The organism is Variovorax nivicola (assembly GCF_051216475.1).
In the GTDB taxonomy this organism is placed as follows: domain Bacteria; phylum Pseudomonadota; class Gammaproteobacteria; order Burkholderiales; family Burkholderiaceae_C; genus Variovorax.
This window is the reverse complement of sequence record NZ_JBPJZK010000005.1, coordinates 292,030-314,726: the sequence shown is the minus strand read 5'-3', so window position 1 is coordinate 314,726 and position 22,697 is coordinate 292,030. Positions and strand designations below refer to the sequence as shown.

The window sequence follows — 22,697 nt, the reverse complement described above, 5'->3', positions numbered from 1 at the left end:
CGATCAGTGCCACACGCCGGCGGGCGCGGGCCCGGGCACGCGCAGCAGCCTGTCGTCGCCGATCTCCAGCAGCCGGTTGGCCGCATAGCTGTTCTGCGAATCGGGCTCCAGCGCCGCGCTGACCAGCGGCGACAGCGGCTGCGCCAGCGACACGTAGAAGCTCCCCGGCTGCACCACCGCGCGACCGGCCCGCGGCCGCACGCGAAAGGCGCGGATCGCCTCTCCATCCTCGATGGCGCCGCGCGCATCCTGCCGCTGGCCGTCGGTCTGCGACAGGATCTCGTAGCGCTCCACCTGCCACGGCGCTGCGCTGTCGATGCGCTCCACGCGCACGCCCAGCATCTGCAGGCGCTGCACGGCCATGGTCTCGCTGGCCGCGAGCAGATAGCCGCACGGGCGCGGGCGCGCGTTGGCAATCTTGAGCGGCTCGGCGGCGCGCCATTCGACGTCGACGGCCTTGTCTTCGCCGGTCTTCGCGTCGAGGAATTCGAGGCGCTGCCGCGTCGGCGTCTGCCAGGCCTCGACCACGAGATCACCATGGCAGGCCTCGGCCTTGGCGCGTTGGCCGGCCTGTGCGGTGAGCTGCATCAGCGCCGGCCCCTGCTTCGCGGCCGTCTCGATGACGGTGGTGGCGGCCAGCACCTGCGTGTGCACGCGACGCGCGAAGTGCGCACGCCCGAGCCCCACGCCGCGCACTTCGAGCAGCAGGCTCACGGCCTGACGCAGCGCGCTCACGTTGCGTCCGGTGTCGGGCTGCACGCCGCCCATCGACACGGTGCGGTCCTCGCTCTTGCCGCCGGAGGTGGTGTGGTACGTGAAGCCCTGCAGTCCGGCCTGCGCGAATGCGGACTGGATGGCCTCGACATAGTCGCGCTGCGCGCTCGCGGCAATGGCCGGGTCGAGGTTGCCCACGGTGGCGGGCTGCAGCAGGCCGTCGTACTTCATGACCGCGCCGAACTTGTCGATCCAGCGGCCGCCGACGGTGAACTCGTGCAGGTCGAGCACCACCTGCGGCTGGTACCGCAAGGTGGCGGCCGCGAGCATGCGCGCCTCGGGCGTGCGCAGCAGCAGGTGGTCGCGGTTCACGTCGATGCCGTTGGCCGTAACGCGGGTGAAGCGCTCGGCGCCATCCGGATTGGCGCGCGGCACCAGCACGAGGTTCACCTTCTTCAGCAGCGCCGCGCCCGGCTCGCTGGCGAACTGCTGCGCGAGCGCCAGCACCGCTTCGCCACCAGCCGGCTCGTTGCCGTGCTGCTGGCCGATCACCATCACGGTGGGGCGCGCGGGATCGATTCGCCCCTGGTCGGCCAGCACCACCAGCGGCATTTCGCGCCCCTGCTGCGACAGGCCCAGTCGCTCGACGCGCACGTTCGGCGACTGGCGTGCGAGATCGTTCAAGAAGGCCAACACCTCGGCGTGCGAGGGAAAGTCGGTGCGGCCGGCACGAAAGCCCGGCGTGGCGTAGCCCACCAGCGGATCGGGAAAGCGCGCGGCAATGGCCGGCGGCTCGACCCATACCTTGGCGGGATCGAACTGGGCCTGGGCCGAAACGGCCGGCAGCAGGGCAAGGCCGGAAACGCACAGGAGGTGGAGGGAGGGGGTGCGCAGCATGGCGCGCATTTTCCCCGGGCGCGGCCCGCGGCAGCTTCAGGTGCAGTTCAGATGCAAGCCCGTGAGCGTGCGAGCAGCAGCGCCCGCTCGCGCGTGTTGCGCGTGAGCGCCGCGGCGCGGTCGAATTCCTTGCGCGCCTCGTCGCGGCGGCCGAGCTTGAAGAGCAGGTCGCCGCGCACGGTCGGCAGCAGGTGGTAGCCCTTGAGCGAGGGCTCGTCCATCAGCGCATCGACCACCTCCAGCCCCGTCGCCGGCCCGAAGGCCATCGACAACGCGACCGCCCGGTTGAGCTCGACGATGGGCGACGGCGTGAGTTCGGCCAGCGCGTCGTAGAGCGCGGCGATGCGGCCCCAGTCGGTTTCCCCGGCAGTGCGCGCGCGGCCATGGCAGGCGGCGATGGCGGCCTGCAACGCATAGGGGCCGAGCGCGCCGCCAAGTGCTTCGGCACGCGCGAGCGCCGCGAGGCCGCGGCGGATCAGCATCTGGTCCCAGCGCGCACGGTTCTGTTCAAGCAGTAGCACCGGCTCGCCCGAAGGCCCCATGCGCGCGGCCGTGCGCGAGGCCTGGATTTCCATCAGCGCCACGAGGCCGTGCACCTCCGCCTCCTTCGGCACCAGCTCGGCCACGATGCGGCCCAGGCGCAGGGCCTCATCGCACAGCGTGGGGCGCATCCAGTCGTCGCCGGCGGTGGCCGAATAGCCTTCGTTGAAGATCAGGTAGATCACTTCGAGCACCGAGGCGAGCCGGGCTTCGAGCTCGTGCCGACGCGGTACCTCGAAGGGCACGCGCGCCTCGGCCAGCGTGCGCTTGGCACGCACGATGCGCTGCGCCACGGTGGCTTCAGGCACGAGAAAGGCACGCGCGATCTCGTCGGTGGTGAGGCCGCCCATCACCCGCAGCGTGAGCGCCACGCGCGCCTCGGTCGACAGCACCGGGTGGCAGGCAGTGAACACCAGCCGCAGCAGGTCGTCGCCGATGTCGTCGTCAAGCGCGGAATCGACCGCCTCGGCGAAATCGTCTTGTGCCATTTCGTGCTGCGCGTCGATCTCGCGGCCGATTTCGCCAGCCTTGTGCTCGGCCAGCTGCAGGTGGCGCAGGCGGTCGAGCGCGCGACGCTTGGCCACTGCCGTGAGCCAGGCCGCGGGGTTGTCGGGCACGCCGGATTCGCTCCATTGCTCGAGGGCCGAGACCAGCGCGTCCTGGGCCAGCTCTTCGGCCAGGCCCACGTCGCGCACCATGCGCGCGACCGTGGCGATGATCTTCGCGGACTCGATGCGCCACACCGCCTCGATGGTGCGGTGAATGGCGGCGACGTCCGCGCAGCCCTCCTCTCGAATCACGGCTCGGTCTTCTTGACCGTCTGCATCGACGCGAACTCGCTGGTCAGCGCTTGCACGTCGGGCGGGTAGTCGTCGATCTCCTGGATCTGGCGCACCTCGACAACCTCGTTGTCGGAGCCGGGGCAGCGGGCAGCCCATTCGATGGCGGCTGCGCGCGAGGGCACGTCAATGATCCAGAAGCCGCCGAGCACTTCCTTGGCCTCGGCGAAGGGGCCGTCGACGATCTTGGGCTTCTTGTCCTTGAAGCTCACGCGCGCGCCCATCGAGGGCGGATGCAGGCCGTCGCAGCTGATCAGCACGCCGGCTTTCTGCATCGATTCGTTGTAGGCCATCATGGCCGACACCGCATCGACGTCTTCGGGGATGGTGCCGGGCGCGGCGGTTTCGTAGCCGTGGGGAATCATCAGCAGCATGAATCGCATGGTGGGTCTCCTTCGGTTCGGTTGCGGCTGTTTCAGCTGCCGGCCTTGGCGCGGGCCTCGGTCTCGGCGCGCAGGCGGTCTTCCTGGGCGAGCAGCTCGGGCGTCATCGCGTCGCCGAAGTCGGTGGCCTCAAACACCTGGCGGATCTCGATCTCGCCTTCCTGGAAGGGGCTGCGCTTGATCCACTCGATGGCTTCTTCCTTCGATTTGACCTGGAACAACCAGAAGCCAGCCAGCAGCTCCTTGGTTTCGGCGAAGGGGCCGTCGATGACGGTGCGCCTGGTCGGACCTTCGCAGCGCACGCGCACGCCCTTGGAGCTGGGGTGCAGGCCTTCGCCCGCCAGCAGCACGCCGGCCTTGACCAGCTCCTCGTTGAACTTGCCCATGGCGGTGAGTATTTCGGTGCTGGGCATCACGCCGGCTTCGGAATCGGCGTTGGCCTTGACCAGAATCATGAATCGCATGTCGTTTCTCCTGAAGGTTGATGAGACTGGGAGCGGCTGACGAATGAAATTTGCCTGCTCCTGTTCACACGTCGGACGAGCGGAAGACGGATCGACACGATCGCATCGATCTATTTGTAATTTTGTGTTTCTGAAATTAAGGCTTCAAGGCAGGTAGCCGCAGAAGCGCAGCACATGGCCATCCGGCTCCCGGATCGCGAATTCGCGCAGTCCCCAGGGCTGGGAAGTCGGCGGCTCGATGACCGTCACGCCGCGCTTCACGTAGGCGGCGTGCAGGCCGTCGATGCCCTTGCCCACGTGGATCACGATTTCGCCGCGCCAGGGTTTGGCCTCGCGCGAATTGCACTGCCACAGCCGCAGGTAGACCGGGTCGCCGTAGCTGCGGTCGCCCTTCTTCACCCGGGCGTAGCTGGGCGGCTCGCCCGCGATGAAATCGAGCTCGAAGCCCAGCACGTCGCGAAACCAGCGCGCGGCGCGCGACACATCCGACACCGGCAGCACCGGCTGCACGCCGTGGAATTCATGCAGGGTGCCCAGGTCGGGCGCCGGGCTCACACCGGCCTTGGTGTTCATTTCAGCTGGCCATTCGGCGCAACATGGCGACGCGCTCGGCGATCGCGTCGATGTCGAGGGCGTCCTCGGCCTTCGCCAGGTAGGTTTCCAGGTCGCGCACGGCTTGCGCCGTGTTGCCCTGTTCGGCATGCGCGATGCCGCGGTCGCGGTACTCGCCCCAGGCGCTGGGCAGCAGGGCGATCAGGCGGTCTTGCACGGCAATGACGCGCTGCCAGTCTTCCTGCGCGTGGTGCACTTCCTTCAGGTTGCGCAGCATGCGGGCGATGATTTCGCGCGAGCTGGCGGGCTGCAGGTACAGGCCCAGCGGCACATCGAAGTCGCCGACCAGGCCGTTGCTGCGCTTGTAGGGCTCGAGCCGCTCGCCCAGTTCCTCGCGCGACAGCGACTTTCCGGTGAACGGATCGATCACCACCTGCCCCTTGGGCAGCGTCACCTTGAGCATGAAATGCCCCGGAAACCCGATGCCCCGCGCCTGCAGGCCCAGGCCCTGCGCCAGTTCCATCCACAGCACGGCCAGCGAGATCGGGATGCCGCGGCGGGTGCGCAGCACGGCGTTCAGGTAGCTGTTGTCGGGGTCGTAGTAGTCGTTGACGTTGCCGCCGAAGCTCAGGTCATTGAAGAAGAACTGGTTCAGGGCGCGCAGGCGGGCCAGCGGTGCGGCGTCGGCCGGCAGGCGGCGCTTCAGGCGGGCCAGGAGCTGGTCGACATCGCCCAGCACCTGCTGTACGTCGAGATCGGGGTATTCGTCCTGCGCCAGGCTGGCGGCAGCTTCGAGCAGCGGAAATTGATCGTCGCTGCGAACCAGCGATTCGAAATACTCCAGTGCGGTAGGAACCTGAAAGCTGAACGTCATGTGTCTTTGTAGAGGAGCATTCAGGGAGCGTCAAGGCGGAACACGTGCGTATTGCCAACGCCCTGCGCGCGGGCTTCAGCGACGCAGGAAGCTGCGCAAGCGCACGCCGACCGCCGCCAGCACGGCGAAATAGAGCAGCGCCGCGCCCGCGATCAGCGCGGCGAGCAGGCCGATGCGCAGCAGGCGCTGCTCGCGCAGGCCGACCCAGTCGAAATGGCCCGAGCCCCAGAACAGCAGGCCAGCCAAGACCACCGTGCCCGCCAGCACCTGCAGCGCGAACTTGCCCCAGCCCGGTTCGGGCTTGTAGCTGCCGCGGCGCATCAGGCCGACAAGCAGCCAGGTCGAATTGACCAGCGCGCCGATGGCGATGGTCAGGGTCAGCGCCGCGTGCTGCAGCACCGGCACCAGGAAGATGTTGAGCACCTGCGTCAGCACCAGCACGCCCACAGCAATGAGCATCGGCGTGCGCGTGTCGTGCTTGGCGTAGTAGCCGGGCGCGAGCACCTTCACGGCCACGATGCCGACCAGCCCGACGCCGTAGCCCATCAGCGCCAGGGTCGTGCGGCCTACGTCCTCGCCGGTGTACGCGCCGTTGTGGAAGAGCACCGCCACCAACGGCTTGGCGAAGAGCAGCAGCGCGATAGCGCAAGGCGCCGAAAGCAGCACCACGAGCCGCAGGCCCCAGTCGAGCAGCGACGAATAGCGCGCGTCGTCCTTGGCGGCGCGGGCGCCGGCCAGTTGCGGCATCAGCACCACGCCGAGCGCGACGCCGAGCATGGCGGTGGGGAATTCCATCAGCCGGTCGGCATTGGTGATCCAGGTCACGCTGCCCACCGCCAGATGCGAGGCGATCTGTGTGTTGATGAGCAGCGAGATCTGCGCCACGCTCACACCCAGAAGCGCGGGCAGCATCAGCTTGAGCACCTTGCGCGTGGCAGGGTCGGTCCATGCGGTCCGCAGCGCCCGGAAGCTCGCGCCGACGCGCGGCATCAGCCCGAGCTTGCGCAGCGCCGGAATCTGCAGGGCCAGCTGCAGCACGCCACCCACCAGCACGCCCACGCACTGCGCGTAGATCGGCTCGATGCCCCAGCGGCGGAACAGCGGCGCCCCGACCACGATCGCCAGGATCAGCGCAATGTTGAGCAGCACCGGCGACGCCGCCGGCACCGCGAACTTGCGCCAGGTGTTGAGAATGCCGCCCGCCAGCGCCACCAGCGACATGAAGCCGATGTACGGGAACATCCAGCGCGTCATGATCACGGCCGAATCGAAGCCGGGCAGTCCGCTCGCCATGGCCCAGACCAGCAGCGGCGCGCCGGCCACGCCGGCCACGCATACGACCAGCAGCGTCCAGGTGAGCAGCGTGGCGACATGGTCGATCAACTGCCGGGCGCCCTCTTCCCCGTCTTCGGCCTTGCGCGCGGCCAGCACCGGCACAAAGGCCTGGCTGAAGGCGCCTTCGCCAAAAACCCGCCGGAACAGGTTGGGGATGCGGAATGCGACGTTGAAGGCGTCGGTCAGGGCGCTGACGCCGAAAACCGAGGCAAACAGCACGTCGCGCACAAGGCCCGTGATCCGCGAAGCGAGGGTCAGCAGGGAGACGGTGGAGGCGGATTTGAGCAGGGACACGGGGGCCGAGTGTAGGGCCCGCCGTAGCACCGAAACGGGCCGATTCAGGCGCGAATTGGGCGAAAGGGCCAACCCGGCCTATAATGGAGGGCTTTGCTGCATCATCCTCAGACACCTAAGGAACATTAAATATGGCATCCGCCAAGCCCAAGAAGAAGAACCCGCGCCTCGCCTCCGGCCGTAAGCGCGTCCGCCAGGACACCAAGCTCAACGCTGCGAACACCTCGCTGCGCTCCAAATACCGTACCGCTGTCAAGAACGTCGAAAAGGCTGTTCTGGCTGGCGACAAGACCAAGGCAAGCGAACTGTTCGCGAAGGCCCAGAGCATCGTCGACACCGTCGCCGACAAGGGCATCTTCCACAAGAACAAGGCAGCCCGCGACAAGAGCCGCCTGTCGGCCAAGGTCAAGGCCCTCGCCCTCGCGCCTGAAAAGGCCGCCGCCTGACACCTGTCAGGCAAGCCCGGACCGGAATTCTCCAGTCCGCCGTTTGATCGGGGTGCGCTGCAGCAAAGTGAAAAACCGCCTTCGGGCGGTTTTTTCATGCCCGTTCGCTTCGTGAACCGGACAGCGGAAAAAGAAAAAGGCCCGTCAGGCCTTTTTGGGAGGGATGGGCGCGTCGGGCACCAGGCAGGCTTCGGCCACCTGCAGATCGTTATCCCTGGCGAAGTTCACGCAGAAGTCCCAGGCCATCGGCTCGGCGTCGCGTAGCGCGCGGTTCACGACCACGCACTTCACGCCGTTGATGGTCGTCGGCACGCACCAGGGCGAGTAGCTCAGGTGGCTGCCCGGATAGGCGCCGCCGGGGCGAAAAGAGCACATCACGCCGGCCAGACGCTCGGCCCAATCGCTGGGGCGGAATGTCCGGCCATCCTTGGTGATGCCCTGGATGAAGATTTCTTTGGCAGTGGGGGAAATCATCGTTGAATGAGGCGACCGGAGCGGGTGCTGCGGTGCAGCAAGCGATTCTATCCGCGGCACTTTTTGCATCCTGAACATGGGGCATTGCTGTAATGCGGAATCCTCAACGAAGCCGTCAAACGGCACGCCTAGAATCCGCCTTCCCTATCTGGAGAACCCGAATGAGCGCTACCGCCCAGCCCACCTCGCCCCACGTCATGAACACTTACGGTCGCCTGCCGATCGCACTGTCGCACGGTCAGGGTTGCCGAGTCTGGGACACCACGGGCAAGGCCTACATCGACGGCCTCGGCGGCATCGCCGTGAACACGCTGGGCCACAACCACCCCGAGCTGGTGCCCGCCCTGCAAGACCAGCTGACCAAGCTGATCCACAGCTCCAACTACTACCACGTGACCGGCCAGGAACAGCTCGCCACCAAGCTGACCGAAATTTCGGGCCTCACCAACGCATTTTTCTGCTGCACCGGCCTCGAAGCCAACGAAGCCGCCCTGAAGCTGGCGCGCAAGTTCGGCCACGACAAGGGCATCGAACGCCCCGAAATCGTCGTCTACGAAGCCGCCTTCCACGGCCGCAGCATCGCCACCCTCTCGGCCACCGGCAACCCCAAGGTGCAGGCCGGCTTCGGCCCGCTGGTCGAGGGCTTCATCCGCGTGCCGCTGAACGACATCGAGGCGCTGAAGAAGGCCACCGAAGGCAACCCGAACGTGGTCGCCGTGTTCTTCGAAACCATCCAGGGCGAAGGCGGCATCCACCCGATGCGCGTCGAATACCTCAAGCAGGTGCGCGCCCTGTGCGACGAGCGCGACTGGCTCATGATGATCGACGAGGTGCAGTGCGGCATGGGCCGCACCGGCAAGTGGTTCGCCCACCAGTGGGCAGGCATCAAGCCCGACGTGATGCCGCTGGCCAAGGGCCTGGGCTCGGGCGTGCCGATCGGCGCCGTGGTGGCCGGCCCCAAGGCCGCCAACATCTTCGGACCGGGCAACCACGGCACCACCTTCGGCGGCAACCCGCTCGCCATGCGCGCCGGTATTGAAACCATCCGCATCATGGAAGAGCACAAGCTGCTCGAGAACGCCGCCACCGTGGGCGCCCACCTGAAGGCCGCGCTGGAACGCGAAATCGGCAGCCTGCCCGGCGTGAAGGAAATCCGCGGCCAGGGCTTGATGCTGGGCATCGAGCTTGACCGGCCCTGCGGCGTGATCCTGAACCGCGCCTGCGACGCCGGCCTGCTGCTGAGCGTGACGGCCGACAAGGTGATCCGCCTCGTGCCGCCGCTCATCCTGAGCATCGCCGAAGCCGACGAGATCGTCGCCATCCTGGCGCCCATCGTCAAAGCCTTCCTGTCGGAGCCTGCCCCCCAATGACGACCGCCACCGCGAACACCATCCGGCACTACCTGCAGTTCGCCGACTTCACGGCCGACGAGTACACCTACCTCTTCGATCGCATGGCGATCATCAAGAAGAAGTTCAAGACCTACGAAAAGCACCAGCCGCTGGTCGACCGCACGCTGGCCATGATCTTCGAGAAGGCCAGCACGCGCACCCGCGTGAGCTTCGAGGCTGGCATGTACCAACTCGGCGGCAGCGTGGTCCACCTGACCACCGGCGACAGCCAACTGGGCCGCGCCGAGCCCATCGAGGACAGCGCCAAGGTCATCAGCCGCATGGTCGACATCGTGATGATCCGCACCTACGAGCAGACCAAGATCGACACCTTTGCGGCGCACTCGCGCGTGCCCGTCATCAACGGGCTGACCAACGAGTTCCACCCCTGCCAGATCCTCGCGGACATCTTCACCTACATCGAGCATCGCGGCTCCATCCAGGGCAAGACGGTGGCGTGGGTGGGCGACGGCAACAACATGGCCAACACCTGGCTGCAGGCGGCCGAGATCCTGGGCTTCACCGTGCACGTGAGCACGCCCAGCGGCTACGAAGTGGACCAGTCGATTGCCGGCATCCGCTCGGGCGACAGCTACAAGGTCTTCAAGGACCCGATGGAAGCCTGCCGCGGCGCCGACCTCGTCACCACCGACGTCTGGACCAGCATGGGCTACGAGGCCGAGAACGAGGCGCGCCGCAAGGCGTTTGCCGACTGGTGCGTCGACGAGGAAATGATGCGCATCGCCCAGCCCGGCGCCCTGTTCATGCACTGCCTGCCCGCCCACCGCGGCGAAGAAGTGCAGGCCGAAGTCATCGACGGGCCGCAGTCGGTGGTGTGGGACGAGGCAGAGAACCGCCTCCACGCGCAAAAGGCGCTGATGGAGTTCCTGCTCCTGGGCAAGCTCTGACTCCCTGAAGCACAAGGCGCAGCCGCATGTCCGATTGCCAGCAATGCGGCGCCTGCTGCGCCAGCTATCGCGTCGACTTCAGCGTGCATGAGCTCGACGACAACGGCGGCAAGGTGCCCTCCGGCCTCGCCGTCGAAGTGAACGACGCCATCTGCCGCATGCGCGGCACCGACCACACGCCCATGCGCTGCGCCGCGCTCACCGGCAAGATCGGCCAGTCCGTGGGCTGCGGCATCTACGAATGGCGCCCCAATCCGTGCCACGAGTTGCAGGCCGGCAGCGATGCCTGCGAGCGGGCGCGGGCCCGGCACGGGCTGCCCGCGCTGTCGTCGTTGCACTGATCCGTTCAACTCGTCACGCATGGTGTTGGAAATAACCGACACCACGACCCCTCGCCCGGCGCTAACTTCGCGCCATGCGTTCACAGCAACCCCGCCCCCGCATCTGGGACATCTCGCCGCCCGTGCATGAAGGCGCGCCGGTCTTTCCCGGCGACACGCCCTACCAGCAGCGCTGGGCAGCGACCATTTCGCCGGACTGCCCGGTGAATGTCAGCGAGATCAAGCTCTCGCCCCACGTCGGCGCGCACGCCGACGCGCCGTTGCACTACGACCCCGAAGGCCAGACCATCGGCAACGTCGACCTCACGCCCTTTCTCGGCCCCTGCCGCGTGATCCATGCGATCGACAAGGGCCCGCTGATCGAGTGGGATCACATCGCCCGCGCCGTCGACAGCACCCTGCCTCCGCGCGTGCTGGTGCGCACCTACACCACCATGCCGGTCGGCCGCTGGGACCCGCAGCTCGCGGCCTATGCCCCCGCCACCGTCGAGCGCTTGGCAGCCATGGGCGTGAAGCTCATCGGCATCGACACCGCCAGCATCGACCCGGCCGACAGCAAGACGCTGGAAAGCCACCAACGCATTCGCCGCCTCGACCTGCGCGTGCTCGAGAACCTCGTGCTCGACGACGTGCCCGAGGGCGACTACGAACTCATCGCGCTGCCGCTGAAGCTGGTCAGCGCCGATGCCTCCCCCGTTCGCGCCGTGCTGCGCGAACTCCCCCGCTGAAGCCTCCACCATGACGACACTTGCAGACTGCCGCGCGCTCGACGCGCAAGACCCGCTGCGCGCCTTGCGCGACCAATTCACCATTCCCGAGGGCGTGCTGTACCTCGACGGCAACTCGCTCGGCGTGATGCCCAAGGCCGCCCCGGCGCGCATCGCCGAGGTGGTGACGAAGGAATGGGGCGAAGGCCTGATCCGTTCGTGGAACACCGCGAGCTGGTTCGACCTGCCGCAACGCCTGGGCGACAAGGTGGCCCGCCTGATCGGCGCCGCGCCCGGCGAAGTGGTGTGCACCGACAGCACCTCCGTCAATCTCTACAAGGTGCTGTTCGCGGCGCTGTCGCAGCAGAAGGACAGCGGCCGCAAGCTGGTGATCAGCGAGCGCAGCAATTTCCCGACCGACCTGTACATCGCCGAATCGCTGTGCCGCGAGCGCGGCTTCACGCTCAAGCTGATCGACGCGAGCGAACTGCCCGCTGTGTTGACCGACGAGGTTGCCGTGCTGATGCTGACGCACGTCAACTACCGCACCGGCGCCATGCACGACATGAAGGCCATCACCGCCGCCGCACACGCCGTGGGTGCGCTGACCGTGTGGGACCTCGCGCACAGCGCGGGCGCCGTGCCGGTTGCGCTGAACGACAGCGAGGCCGACTACGCCATCGGCTGCGGCTACAAGTACCTGAACGGCGGCCCCGGCGCGCCGGCGTTCGCGTGGGTGAACACGAAGCACGCAGGCCAGTTCGAGCAGCCTCTGTCCGGCTGGTGGGGCCACGCGGCGCCCTTCGAGTTCACACCGCACTACCGCCCTGCCCCGGGTGTCGGCCGCTACCTCTGCGGCACGCAGCCGATCATCGCGCTGGCGGGGCTCGAATGCGGGCTCGACACCGTGCTCGCGGCCGAAGCCTTCAACGGCACGAACGGCGCAATGCCCGCACTGCGCACCAAGTCGCTCGCGCTCACCGACCTGTTCATCGCACTGGTCGAGGAACGCTGCGCCGAACAAGGCCTCTCGCTCGTCACTCCGCGCGACCACGCTCTGCGCGGCTCACAGGTCTGCCTGAGCCGCGAAGAAGGCGCCTACGCCATCGTGCAGGCTTTGATCGCGCGCGGCGTGATCGGCGACTACCGCGCCGGCGACTCGCAGATGCCCGACATCCTGCGCTTCGGCTTCACGCCGCTGTACCTGAGCTTCGAGGACGTGTGGAACTCGGTCGAGCACTTGGCGCAGGTGCTGGAGACGGGCGAGTGGAAGCGCGAAGAGTTCAACCGCAAGAACGCGGTGACCTGATGCAGCGCACGCTCATGAAAAAGATGACACGCCGGCTTTTCGCCGGCCTCGCGCCGCTCCTGCTGCTGGCCGCGCCCGCGCTGGCGCAGCAGCCGGGCTTCACCCTGCCGCAGCTCAAGGCCTTCGTGGCCTTGTCGCCCGATGCCTTCCGCCAGGAACTCAAGCGCCAGGGCTTCTCGTATGCTGACAGGACGGTGACCGAGGAGGTCAGCATGATCGAGTACGAGAAATTCGCCGACGACCACACCGTGCACCTGATGAAGTCGATCTACGTGGAGCGCCGCGGCGACGAGGACAGCGTCGAGCTCTCGCTCACCGACAAGGCCGCCTTCGACCGCCTCGTGAAGGAAGCACGCGACACCGGCTACGTGCCGGCCGAGAAGGGCCGCATCCCCGGCGGCGAAACCTACCAGCAGTTCAAGCGCAAAAACGACGTCGTGCGCTTTGTCTATCCCAAGAAAGAATCCGGCATGGGCCGCCCCTCCTACACCGCCGTGGTCTGGCGATGACCCGCCAGCAAACATCATGAGCACCGACAAGTCCCCCGAGAACATCGTCCACGAGGAAAAAGCACAACTGGACTTCAGCAAGTCCATGAGCTACGGCGACTACCTGCACCTCGACGAGATCCTCAACGCGCAGCACCCGCTTTCGCCCGCGCATGACGAAATGCTGTTCATCGTGCAGCACCAGACCAGCGAACTCTGGATGAAGCTGATGCTGCACGAGCTGCGTGCCGCCACCGACTGCATCGCCGGGGAGAAGCTGGCCGACGCCTTCAAGATGCTCGCGCGCGTGAGCCGCATCATGGAACAGCTGGTGAGCGCGTGGACCGTGCTCTCGACCATGACGCCGCCCGAATACACGGCGATGCGCCCCTACCTCGCCAACTCCAGCGGCTTCCAGAGCGCACAGTACCGCTGCATCGAATTCGCGCTCGGCAACAAGAACGCCGCCATGCTCAAGCCGCACGCGCACCGTGCCGATCTGCTGGCGCAGGTCGAGGTGGCCTATCGGGCGCCCTCGCTCTACGACGAATCGCTGCGCCTGCTGGCACGCCACGGCCTGCCGGTGCCCGCCGACCGGCTCGAACGCGACTGGACGCAACCCTACGAATCGAGCGACGGCGTCGAAGCGGCCTGGCTCACGGTCTACCGCAACCCGCACGATCACTGGGACCTGTACCAGCTCGGCGAAAAGCTCACCGACCTCGAAGATGCCTTCCGCCTCTGGCGCTTTCGCCATGTGACGACGGTCGAACGCGTGATCGGCTTCAAGCGCGGCACCGGCGGCACGGGCGGCGTGAGCTACCTGCGCAAGATGCTCGACGTGGTGCTGTTCCCCGAAATCTGGAAGCTGCGCACCGACCTGTAGCGGCCCGAAGCGGGCTCCTACAATCCGCCGCGGCACCGGCACTTCAAGACTCGACAAGGCTTTGCGATTCGTCGCCTGGTCTTGTGCTGCGGGGGAACCCCGTGGCGGATGGATGGCTACACATTCCGGCGCGTGAGCCGCACTGCGCTATCGCGCAGCCGTGCTAGCGCATCACCGGCTGGTTGAAGGGCCGGTTGCCACCTACCTCAACGCCCTCGCACCATCATTCATGACGCGTGAACTGAGCTACAGCGAATGGATCGCCCAAAGCCTAGCGCGCGCCTTGCTTGCCGATGCGAGGCAGCCCGGCGGCACTGCGCCCGGTGCGTTGCGCGCTCGGGCTACGGCAACGCTGGGCATCGACGCACCCTGGCTGAAGGCGCTGACTGAAGCGCTCAGCAACCGCTCGCAAGCCACATGGCGGCGCACCGACCTGCCCGCGCTGGCGAGGGCGATCCATGAAATGCCCGAATTCGAAGCGGCCTTCGAGCAGGACGAGCAGCCGCGCGTGCGCCGCATCATCCTCCGGCCTGCGGAGATGTTCCCGCGCCCGATGGGGCTGGACCATTTCGCGCTGCCGAACATCGCGACGCTCGCCGACCTCGCGCAGTGGCTGGAGCTCGACACAGACCGGCTGGCCTGGCTCACATCGCCGGCGCAGGCCTTCCGCGCACCCACCGACCCCGGCGCCCGGCAGCCCGCATCGCACTACCGCTACCAACTGCAGCCCAAGCGCCTCGGCGGCCTGCGCCTGCTCGAGATTCCCAAGGCCGACCTGAAGCGCGCGCAGCGCCGCATCCTCGACGATCTGTTGCAGCACGTGCCCGTGCACGAAGCGGCGCACGGCTTCGTGCCGGGCCGCTCGGTCGCGAGCCACGCGGCCGCGCACGCCGGCAAGGAGGTCGTGATCGGCTTCGACCTGCGCGACTTCTTCCCCGGCGTCCGCGCCTCGCGCGTGCATGCCACGTGGCGCACGCTGGGCTACCCCGAAGGCGTGGCGCGCGCCCTCACCGCGCTGTGCACGCACCGCACCGAGGCCGCAGTGATCGAGCGCCTGCGCGACGACGGCGGGCTCGACTGGATGGGCGCCAAGCGCCTCGCCTCGCCGCATCTGCCGCAGGGCTCGCCCTGCTCGCCCGCGCTGGCCAATCTCTGCGCCTTCAGGCTCGACCTGCGGCTCGAAGGCCTGGCGTGGGTCTTCGGCGCAACCTACACGCGCTATGCCGACGACCTGGTGTTCTCCGGGCCGGCTTCGCTGCGCGCACAGTTCGCCGCCTTGCGCGCCTGGGTCGATGGCATCGCGGCCGACGAAGGTTTCGAGCTGCATCCATGCAAAGTGCGCTGCATGCCGCAACACCGCCAGCAGCGCGTGACCGGCGTGGTCGTCAACGACAAGGCCAACGCGCCGCGCGAGGATTTCGACCGGCTCAAGGCCGTGCTGCATCGCTGCGCGCTGGACGGCCCCGCCAGCCAGAACCGCGCGAAGGTGGCCGACTTTCGCGGCCATCTGCTGGGCCACATCGCATGGATCGGACAGTTCAGCCCGACGCGCAAGGCCCGGTTGATGAGGCTTTTCGACCGCATCGACTGGACGGGCGCCACGCAAACGCCCTCATGAAGCTGGGGTGGACCTGATTGTTCCGTCGGCGCAAAGCGCTACAGTTTTGAAAACAACGGAGGCCCCCGCCATGCACGACATCCGGTTCACACCCGACGAGCTCTCCACCCTGCGCGAACATGGCGTCGTGCTTTTCGCCGACCGCGTGATCTTCGACGCGCAGCCGCCAATGCCGCCGCAACAGATCGATGCCGTGCAGGCCCTGTGCGCGGGCCCCGTCCCCGAAGCGCTGGTCGCGCTGTGGCAGCAGACGGCGGGCGGACGGCTCGACTACGACCTGTCGCTCGAAATGAACGGCAACCTCGAAGCCATCAGCTGGAACGAGCTGTTCTGGAACGGCAGCGACGGCTACCACGACCTGCAGGGCTGGATCGAGCACGAACTGGAACTGGCCAAGGAAGCCGCCGAGGACGGCGGCAAGCCATCGAGCGGCAAGCTCACGCACCTGCCCTTCGGCGGCTTCGAGTACACCGACCGCGTCTACGCGGTGGTCGAACCCGGTGCCGGGCACGGGCAGATCGTCGCGTGGAAGAAGGGCCTGCCACCGGCCTGGACGCACGCGCTGCATGAAGACAGCGTGAACACCATCGCGCCCGACCTGCGCGGCGCATTCGCGGCGCTGCAGCTCGACGAAGACCCGCTGGCGCCCACGAGCGATTACTTCTCGGGGCAGACGCTGCTCGGCTACCTCGACGACCGGCACCAGGACCACGGGCTAGACCTCGACCTGATGGACAAGCTGGTGACCTTCTATTGCCGCGCCGTGGTCGACTGGCGCACGCCGCTGGCCGAAGGCACGCTGCGCCACCATTCGGCGATCGCGCGCGTGGCCCTGCGCCATGCCATCGCGGCCGACGATGCCGAACTGGTCGCCGAACTCGCCGCTGCTGGCGTGGGCTTCGACGGGCCGCATCAGGGCAGCGCGCTCGCGACCGACGTTGCGGTGGGACACGGCGCCTTCGCCGCCGCTGCGGCGCTGGTGCGCGCCGGCGCACCGGTGGCGGCCGACGCCCTGCGCAACATCGACGGGCAAATCGCACCCGAACTCACGAGCGCCCTGCTGGCCAACGGCGCGGAGCCCAATGTGACGGCCATCGTCAAGTGCGCGGCGTGCGGCGCGCCCGCGAGCGCGCACCTGATCGCGGATGCCTGCGCGCAGGCCGGCATCGATGTGGCGCCCGCGTTCGTTGCCGAGCGCGACGCGATGCTGCTCGAACTGGAGACCACGCTCGCGAAGATGCAGGACGGCAAGCACGGCCACTACCTCGGGCAGGAAGGGCTCGCGGAACGCATCGAGCACCTGCAGACGTTCCGGCTCTGAAGGGCGCTGGCGCGTCGTTCGCTCAGCCGCCGTACAGCCAGGGCTGGTCGAGCAGCCTCGCGCCCAGCAGGCGCATCGCCATGTCGCGGCCCAGGCGCACGGCCCCCGTGGCATGGAAGATCTCGCCGTTGCGGCGCGCGCGCGCCTGCACCTGCGCATTGCGCGACCAGCGTGCCTCGGCGTAGCGCGCGAAGGCGGCGGGCACGCCAGCCGCGCTGCTGTCGCCGAGCGCATCGGCCAGCGCCACCGCGTCCTCGATGGCCATGCCAGCACCCTGCGCGAGGTACGGCACCATCGGATGCGCCGCATCGCCCACCAGCGCGACCCGCTCATGCGCCATCTCGGCCGGGCCGGTCAAGGGGTCGCGATCGCCGAGCGACCATGCACGCCAGCCGGGCATCGCGTCGAGCAACGACTGTAGGCCGGCGCAGCTGCGGCCCATGGCCTGCTTCAGGGCGGCGATGCTGCTGGACTGGTCCCAGTCGCGCGCGTCGCCGGCCGGGGCTGACTCAGCGATCACCACCACGTTGAGCCAGTCGCCGCCCCGCACCGGATACGCCACCGCATGCAGGCGCGGGCCGAGCCACACATCGACCTGCTTGCGGCGCAATGCGGCGGGCAGGCTCGATTGCTCGATCAACGCGCGCCAGGCCGTGTGGCCGGTAACTCGCGGCGGCTGCGCGGCAGACGCGCAGTCGAGCCGCTGCCGCACCAGGCTCCAGAGGCCATCGGCCCCGACGATGGCTTCGCCCTCCCAGGCACGTGCGTCGGTGCTCGACAGGCAGACGAGGTCGTCGCTGGTTTCCACCTGCCTGATGTGGGCGCCGGTCACGAGCGCGCCGGTGCCGCGCGCGCGCACGGCATCGAGCAGCAGGCCGTGCAGGTCGGCGCGATGAACGCAGAAATAGGGAGCGCCGTAGCGCTGCTGCATGGCATCGGCGAGCGGCATGCGGGCGAGTTCGGAGCCGCTTTCGGCGCTGTGCACCACCAGCGCATCGGGCCGCGCCGCAATGGCTGCGAGCGCGGGGCCCAGGTCGAGTTGCTGAAGACGCCGCGTGGCATTGGGCCCGAGCTGCACGCCGGCGCCGATTTCGCCGAAGACGGCCGCCTGCTCGAAAACATCGACCCGATGCCGGCCTTTGGAAAGCGCCAGCGCAGTGGCCAGCCCCCCGATGCCGCCCCCGGCGACGAGGATGTGCGCGGGCATCGATCTCAGCGGCCGTGCATGGACGGGCTGGTGGTGGCCTGGTCGGCTTCCGGTTGCTTCAGAGGTGTCTTGGGAGCGCAGCTGCCGCAGCTGTCGCACGAGCCGCAGCCCGAGGTCTTGGCGAGCGATGCGGCCAGTTCCTTGGCGCGTTCTTCGTCGACCCAACCCGCGCGGTGCGTGCCGACCGCGAGCTTCTGTGCAGCACCGCGGCGCCAGCCTGCGGGCATCCAGCGCCAGACTGCATAGAACGCGGCGGCCGCGACGATCAATCCGACGATCAGTTGCTGTGCCATTTCTTCTCCAAACCTTTCATGGCGGGTTTTACCCCGCTCCGAGTGCCACCGCAACGCGATAGGTGATGAAACAAGCGGCGTAGGCCAGCGCGAAGAGGTAGCCAGCCATGATCCAGACGTACTTCCATGAACCGGTTTCGCGCTTCACCGCGGCCAGCGTCGAGATGCACTGCGGCGCAAACACGTACCAGACCAGCAGCGACAGCGCGGTGGCCAGCGACCAGCTGCCGGCGATGAGCGGCTCCAGTTGGCCTGCCACGTCGTCGCCCGTGGCCGACAGCGCGTACACCGTACCGAGCGCACCCACGGCCACTTCGCGCGCCGCCATGCCGGGCACCAGCGCGATCGAAATCTGCCAGTTGAAGCCGATGGGCGCGAAGATGTGCTCAAGCCCGCGGCCGATCGTGCCGGCCAGGCTGTACTGAATGGCCGGGCCGGTCGCGCCTTCGGGCGGCGACGGGAAGGTCGACAGGAACCACAGCAGGATCGTCAGCGTCAGGATGATCGTGCCCACGCGCTGGATGAAGATCCATGCGCGCTCGTACAGGCCCAGCGCCAGGTTGCGCGGGTTCGGCCAGCGGTAGGCCGGCAGTTCCATCAGCAGCGGCGAATGCTGCGTGTTGTCGCGGAAGCGCTTCATCACCCAGGCCACGGCCATGGCCGAGACGATGCCGAACACATACAGCGCAAACAGCACCACGCCCTGCAGGTTGAACACGCCGCCCACGGTGCGCGCCGGAATGAAAGCCGCGATGAGCAGCGCATACACCGGCAGCCGCGCCGAGCAGGTCATGAGCGGCGCGATCATGATGGTCGTGATGCGGTCGCGCCAGTTGCTGATGGTGCGCGTGGCCATCACGCCCGGAATGGCGCAGGCAAAGCTCGACAGCAGCGGAATGAACGAGCGGCCCGACAGGCCCACGGTGCCCATCACGCGGTCAAGCAGGAAGGCCGCGCGCGGCAGGTAGCCCGAGTCTTCCAGCGCGAGGATGAAGAGAAAAAGAATCAGGATCTGCGGCAGGAAGACGATCACGCCGCCCACGCCGGCGATAACCCCATCGACCAACAGGCTCTGCAGCATGCCTTCCGGCATGGCCGTCTTGAGCAGGTTGCCCAGCCCTTCGGTGCCGGCCTTGATGGCGTCCATCGGCACGTTGGCCCAGCTGAACACGGCCTGGAACATCAGGAACATGGTGACGGCCAGCACCAGCATGCCCCACACGGGGTGCAGCACCACGCGGTCGATGCGGTCGCTGGTGGCAAGGCTGCCGACCGGCTCCTTCACCGTAAGGCCGAGGATGCGGCGCACTTCGCGCTGCGTGGCCAGCACGTCGTCGAGGCCCGGCGCCTGCCAAGGCTGCGGCGTGGCGGCGGCCACGGGCGTGTCGAGCGCTGCGAGCAGGCCTTGCGCGCCGCCGGTGTGCACGCCGACGGTCTCGATGACCGGCACGCCCAACTCGCGCGAGAGCACGGCCGTGTCGACCACGATGCCCTGCTTCTTCGCCATGTCGGTCATGTTGAGCGCCACCACCATCGGCAGGCCGAGCCGCTTGGCTTCGATCACCAGCCGCAGGTTCAGGCGCAGGTTGGTGGCGTCGGTGACGCACACCAGCAGGTCGGGCAGGGCTTCCTTGCTATGGCCGGTGACGATGTCGCGGGTGACGGCCTCGTCGGCGCTCAGCGCATTCAGGCTGTAGGCGCCCGGCAGATCGAGCACGAACACGCGGCGGCCCGACGGCGTACGCAACGTGCCTTCTTTGCGCTCGACGGTCACGCCGGCGTAGTTGGCCACCTTCTGGCGGCTGCCGGTGAGCAGGTTGAACAGCGCGGTCTTGCCGCAGTTGGGGTTGCCCAGCAGGGCGATGCGGCCCGGCTGCGCGGTGGCCGCGAGGCGGCCGGGGCCCTGGATGACGGCTTCAACCATGGTTTGTGGCTCCCGGCGTGACGTGGATCAGCGCGGCCTCGTGGCGGCGCAGTGCGAAGGTGGTGTGGCCGAGGCGCACCGCCAGCGGCTCGCGGCCCGGAATGCCGCTGGCGACGATGCGCACGGCCTCGCCCGGCACGAAGCCGATTTCGGTCAGGCGCAGGACGAGTTCCCGGTCGTCGGCGTTGTCGGGGCGTGCCACGTCGAGCACGGTGGCCCACTGGTTGTTCGGAAGCTGGTCGAGGCGCAGGGCGACGGCGGTGGTCGGCGCTGCGCCGAAATCGTTGGTTCGCACGGTGAGAGGACGCCCGGGATATCGGGCGCGCCGGTAAGCAAAACCTAGATGCTAGCAATTCTCACTCACAAATACCTGACCAACCCCTCAAAATCAGGCTCTATCGGCCCAGAAACACCAAGAAACCGGCTCAAGGCCGGGCCTCAGGTGTTGCCCCCGGTAGAGAGAAGACCACCCTGCGGATCGATCGAGACGACGCGCGCAGTCACTGACGCACCGTCGATAACGAGTTCGGCGACGGAAATCGGCAGCTTGAACCGTCGCGGGCCCGCACTGCCCGGATTGACGTAGAGCACGCCGTCGCGCTCTTCGACTTTCGGCTTGTGCGAATGGCCCGAGACGACCACGCGCACGCCGGCCGCGAGTGGGTCGATGTCGAGCTGCGCAAGGTCGTGAATGGCATAGAGGTGCACGCCGCCGAACTTCACGAGTTCGGTTTCCGCGATGGCATCGGCCCACGGCTCGCGGTCGTTATTGCCTCGCACGACCGTCAACGGCGCGATGGCCGCAAGCGCTTCGAGGATGCCGGCGGTGCCGATGTCGCCGCCATGCACGATGAAGTCGCTGCCCTTCAGGAAGGCGATGGCCTCGGGCCGCAGGAGCCCGTGCGTGTCGGAGATGAGACCGATGCGAAGCATGGGAAGAAGAAAGTTGTTCAGGCAAACCCGGAGCGGCGGCGAGGCTGGCAAAAAAGCATGGCCCGCAAAGGCATGATCGACGGCATGCCCGAAGACATCATCGCACCGCAACAGCCTCCCGAGAACACCGAGGCATCCCCCGCTTCGCCACCGCCCACGACAGAAACCACGCCGCGCGCGAGCCTGTTGCGCTGGCTGGTCGGCGGCCTGCGCGCCTCGCTCCTGCTGGAGCCGCGCGTCGATGCAAGGCCCACGCCCTGGCAGTTGCTGCTGCTCGTGCTGCTGCCCGAACTCGTATGGGCCGTATTGGCGCGCCTCGAAATCGCCGGCCCCGCCCGGCTCTACGAAACCGTCGGCCTCAACACGCTCTGGGTACTGGGTGTGCTCGCGTGGATGGGCTGGTTCGCGCTGTCCGGGCGGGCCCGCAGCGATGGACTGGCGCGCTGGTTCGTGCTCGCCACCTGGACGATGTTCCCGGCCAACCTGGCGCTCTCGGTGCTGGCCCTGGGCTATACGCGCGGCTGGTTGCCGTCGGCGATCGCCACCTCGCCCGGCTATTGGGTCGTCTTCGGCCTGGGATGCGTGTGGATGGTGCTGGCGCTGGTTCGGTTCACCGCGCGCGAAGCCGGCGCGCGCTGGCGGCTTGCGATCTTCACGCCCGCGTTCGTGGCCTTGCTGACGCTGACTTTCTGGCAATCGCTCAACACGCAAGACCGCATGTGGCAGCCCGATGCCAGCAGCGCATCCACCGAGCCCGAGCGTCCGCGCATGCAGCTGACGCAGGAACTCTTCGAGGAACAGCAGGCGCTGTGGGAGCGCACGGTCGCGGCGCTGCCCGCCGGCAAGCCCGGGCAGGCCAATGTCTACGGGCTGGTGTTTGCACCCTACGCGTCTGAAGACGTATTCCTGCGCGAAAGCAACATGGTCACCCAACTGCTGGAGGAGCGCTTCGATGCCAAGGGCCGCGTGATCCACCTGATGAACCACGCGACGACCGCCGAGACGCTGCCCTGGGCCACCCCGCTCAACCTGGAGCGCGCCATCGCCGCGCTGGCCGCGCGCATGGACCGCGAGAACGACGTGCTGATCGTCTACCTCACCTCGCATGGCGCGCGCGACCACCAGTTGGCCGCCGCGCACTGGCCGCTGGCCGTGCCCTGGCTCACGCCGGAAGAACTGCGCGAAGCGCTCGACGAAGCCGGCATTCGCCACCGGGTGGTGGCGGTGTCGGCCTGCTATTCAGGGGGCTGGATCGAACCGCTGGCCAACGAAAACACGCTGGTGATGACCGCCGCCGACGCCACGCACACCTCGTACGGATGCGGCCGGCTGTCGGAGCTGACCTTCTTCGGCCGCGCGATGTTCAACGAGGAACTGCGCAAGACCCGCTCCTTCGAAACCGCCTTCGCGGCGGCCGTGCCGCTGATCAAGCAGCGCGAGATCGAGGCCGGCAAGGAAGACGGCTTCTCGAACCCGCAGATCAGCGTTGGCGAAAAGATCCGCCCTCTGCTCGACCAGCTTGCGCAGCGCCTCGACGCCGCCTCGAAGTAGCGGCGCCG

Annotated in this window: 24 protein-coding genes; 11 read left to right on the top strand and 13 right to left on the bottom strand. The window is 67.8% G+C overall.

Translation table 11 applies throughout. From position 1 onward, the window contains the following. Positions 1–3 precede the first annotated feature (3 nt). The 7 genes from ACSFBF_RS21725 to murJ all read right to left on the bottom strand — a co-directional run bounded on the left by ACSFBF_RS21725 (position 4) and on the right by murJ (position 6,892). A complete protein-coding gene (locus ACSFBF_RS21725; protein ID WP_435470567.1) occupies positions 4–1,611 on the bottom strand; it encodes a M14 family zinc carboxypeptidase in 1,608 nt (535 codons plus the stop codon). A 47-nt stretch (positions 1,612–1,658) separates the two neighbouring features. Next, positions 1,659–2,951 (bottom strand): RNA polymerase sigma factor, encoded by a 1,293-nt coding sequence (locus ACSFBF_RS21720; protein ID WP_435470565.1) that lies wholly within the window; start codon positions 2,949–2,951, stop codon positions 1,659–1,661. Continuing rightward, the gene (locus ACSFBF_RS21715; RefSeq protein ID WP_435470563.1) at positions 2,948–3,373 is read right to left on the bottom strand and encodes a YciI family protein; all 426 of its coding nucleotides are present in this window, start codon (positions 3,371–3,373) and stop codon (positions 2,948–2,950) included. The genes ACSFBF_RS21720 and ACSFBF_RS21715 overlap by 4 nt, the downstream gene beginning before the upstream one ends. Before the next feature lie 32 nt (positions 3,374–3,405). Continuing rightward, the gene (locus tag ACSFBF_RS21710) at positions 3,406–3,837 is read right to left on the bottom strand and encodes a YciI family protein (protein WP_435470561.1); all 432 of its coding nucleotides are present in this window, start codon (positions 3,835–3,837) and stop codon (positions 3,406–3,408) included. 144 nt (positions 3,838–3,981) lie between these two features. Next, the gene (locus tag ACSFBF_RS21705) at positions 3,982–4,410 is read right to left on the bottom strand and encodes a bleomycin resistance protein (RefSeq protein ID WP_435470559.1); all 429 of its coding nucleotides are present in this window, start codon (positions 4,408–4,410) and stop codon (positions 3,982–3,984) included. A 1-nt stretch (position 4,411) separates the two neighbouring features. Then, positions 4,412–5,263: a SirB1 family protein gene (locus ACSFBF_RS21700; protein ID WP_435470557.1), complete on the bottom strand. Its 852-nt coding sequence runs from the start codon at positions 5,261–5,263 to the stop codon at positions 4,412–4,414. Positions 5,264–5,338: 75 nt separating this feature from the next. Then, positions 5,339–6,892 (bottom strand): murein biosynthesis integral membrane protein MurJ, encoded by a 1,554-nt coding sequence (murJ, locus tag ACSFBF_RS21695; RefSeq protein ID WP_435470555.1) that lies wholly within the window; start codon positions 6,890–6,892, stop codon positions 5,339–5,341. Positions 6,893–7,023: 131 nt separating this feature from the next. On the opposite strand from murJ, the gene rpsT reads away from it, so the two are divergent. Next, positions 7,024–7,338, top strand: a complete 315-nt coding sequence (gene rpsT / locus ACSFBF_RS21690) for a 30S ribosomal protein S20 (RefSeq protein WP_007831346.1) — start codon at positions 7,024–7,026, stop codon at positions 7,336–7,338. Between the two features lie 144 nt (positions 7,339–7,482). Here the strand turns inward: rpsT and ACSFBF_RS21685 are convergent, their stop codons facing one another. Beyond that, complete coding sequence (locus ACSFBF_RS21685; RefSeq protein ID WP_435470553.1) at positions 7,483–7,812, bottom strand: DUF3579 domain-containing protein; 330 nt, start codon at positions 7,810–7,812, stop codon at positions 7,483–7,485. 161 nt (positions 7,813–7,973) lie between these two features. Between ACSFBF_RS21685 and ACSFBF_RS21680 the strand changes: the two genes are divergently transcribed. The 9 genes from ACSFBF_RS21680 (at position 7,974) to ACSFBF_RS21640 (ending at position 16,781) form a co-directional block, all read left to right on the top strand. After that, positions 7,974–9,182 (top strand): aspartate aminotransferase family protein, encoded by a 1,209-nt coding sequence (locus ACSFBF_RS21680; protein WP_435470551.1) that lies wholly within the window; start codon positions 7,974–7,976, stop codon positions 9,180–9,182. After that, complete coding sequence (argF, locus tag ACSFBF_RS21675; protein WP_435470549.1) at positions 9,179–10,111, top strand: ornithine carbamoyltransferase; 933 nt, start codon at positions 9,179–9,181, stop codon at positions 10,109–10,111. Before ACSFBF_RS21680 ends, argF begins: the two co-directional genes overlap by 4 nt. Positions 10,112–10,137: 26 nt before the next feature. Then, the gene (locus ACSFBF_RS21670; RefSeq protein WP_093049612.1) at positions 10,138–10,452 is read left to right on the top strand and encodes a YkgJ family cysteine cluster protein; all 315 of its coding nucleotides are present in this window, start codon (positions 10,138–10,140) and stop codon (positions 10,450–10,452) included. 74 nt (positions 10,453–10,526) lie between these two features. Then, complete coding sequence (gene kynB / locus ACSFBF_RS21665) at positions 10,527–11,180, top strand: arylformamidase (protein ID WP_435470547.1); 654 nt, start codon at positions 10,527–10,529, stop codon at positions 11,178–11,180. A 10-nt stretch (positions 11,181–11,190) separates the two neighbouring features. Then, a complete protein-coding gene (gene kynU, locus ACSFBF_RS21660; protein WP_435470545.1) occupies positions 11,191–12,468 on the top strand; it encodes a kynureninase in 1,278 nt (425 codons plus the stop codon). Positions 12,469–12,482: 14 nt separating this feature from the next. Next, positions 12,483–12,977 (top strand): hypothetical protein, encoded by a 495-nt coding sequence (locus ACSFBF_RS21655; protein ID WP_435470543.1) that lies wholly within the window; start codon positions 12,483–12,485, stop codon positions 12,975–12,977. Positions 12,978–12,993: 16 nt separating this feature from the next. Further along, the gene (gene kynA, locus ACSFBF_RS21650) at positions 12,994–13,842 is read left to right on the top strand and encodes a tryptophan 2,3-dioxygenase (protein ID WP_435470541.1); all 849 of its coding nucleotides are present in this window, start codon (positions 12,994–12,996) and stop codon (positions 13,840–13,842) included. A 229-nt stretch (positions 13,843–14,071) separates the two neighbouring features. Continuing rightward, positions 14,072–15,460, top strand: a complete 1,389-nt coding sequence (locus tag ACSFBF_RS21645; protein WP_435470539.1) for a reverse transcriptase family protein — start codon at positions 14,072–14,074, stop codon at positions 15,458–15,460. Positions 15,461–15,530: 70 nt separating this feature from the next. Beyond that, positions 15,531–16,781 carry an SMI1/KNR4 family protein gene (locus ACSFBF_RS21640; RefSeq protein WP_435470537.1) on the top strand — a complete coding sequence of 417 codons (1,251 nt, stop codon included), beginning with the start codon at positions 15,531–15,533 and terminating at the stop codon, positions 16,779–16,781. 22 nt (positions 16,782–16,803) lie between these two features. Here the strand turns inward: ACSFBF_RS21640 and ACSFBF_RS21635 are convergent, their stop codons facing one another. From ACSFBF_RS21635 to ACSFBF_RS21615, 5 genes are all read right to left on the bottom strand, one after another. Further along, positions 16,804–17,988, bottom strand: a complete 1,185-nt coding sequence (locus ACSFBF_RS21635; protein ID WP_435470535.1) for an FAD-dependent monooxygenase — start codon at positions 17,986–17,988, stop codon at positions 16,804–16,806. A 5-nt stretch (positions 17,989–17,993) separates the two neighbouring features. Further along, on the bottom strand, positions 17,994–18,281 hold the full coding sequence (locus tag ACSFBF_RS21630; RefSeq protein WP_435470533.1) for a DUF6587 family protein: 288 nt from the start codon (positions 18,279–18,281) through the stop codon (positions 17,994–17,996). A 28-nt stretch (positions 18,282–18,309) separates the two neighbouring features. Then, positions 18,310–20,205: a ferrous iron transporter B gene (gene feoB / locus ACSFBF_RS21625; RefSeq protein WP_435470531.1), complete on the bottom strand. Its 1,896-nt coding sequence runs from the start codon at positions 20,203–20,205 to the stop codon at positions 18,310–18,312. Continuing rightward, positions 20,198–20,500, bottom strand: coding sequence for a FeoA family protein (locus tag ACSFBF_RS21620; protein WP_093075538.1), 303 nt, complete (start codon positions 20,498–20,500; stop codon positions 20,198–20,200). Before ACSFBF_RS21620 ends, feoB begins: the two co-directional genes overlap by 8 nt. A 143-nt stretch (positions 20,501–20,643) precedes the next feature. Further along, on the bottom strand, positions 20,644–21,138 hold the full coding sequence (locus ACSFBF_RS21615; protein WP_435470528.1) for a metallophosphoesterase family protein: 495 nt from the start codon (positions 21,136–21,138) through the stop codon (positions 20,644–20,646). A gap of 57 nt (positions 21,139–21,195) precedes the next feature. Here ACSFBF_RS21615 and ACSFBF_RS21610 point away from each other — a divergent pair, with 57 nt between their 5' ends. Beyond that, on the top strand, positions 21,196–22,689 hold the full coding sequence (locus ACSFBF_RS21610; protein ID WP_435470526.1) for a C13 family peptidase: 1,494 nt from the start codon (positions 21,196–21,198) through the stop codon (positions 22,687–22,689). The last annotated feature ends 8 nt before the right edge of the window (positions 22,690–22,697 follow it).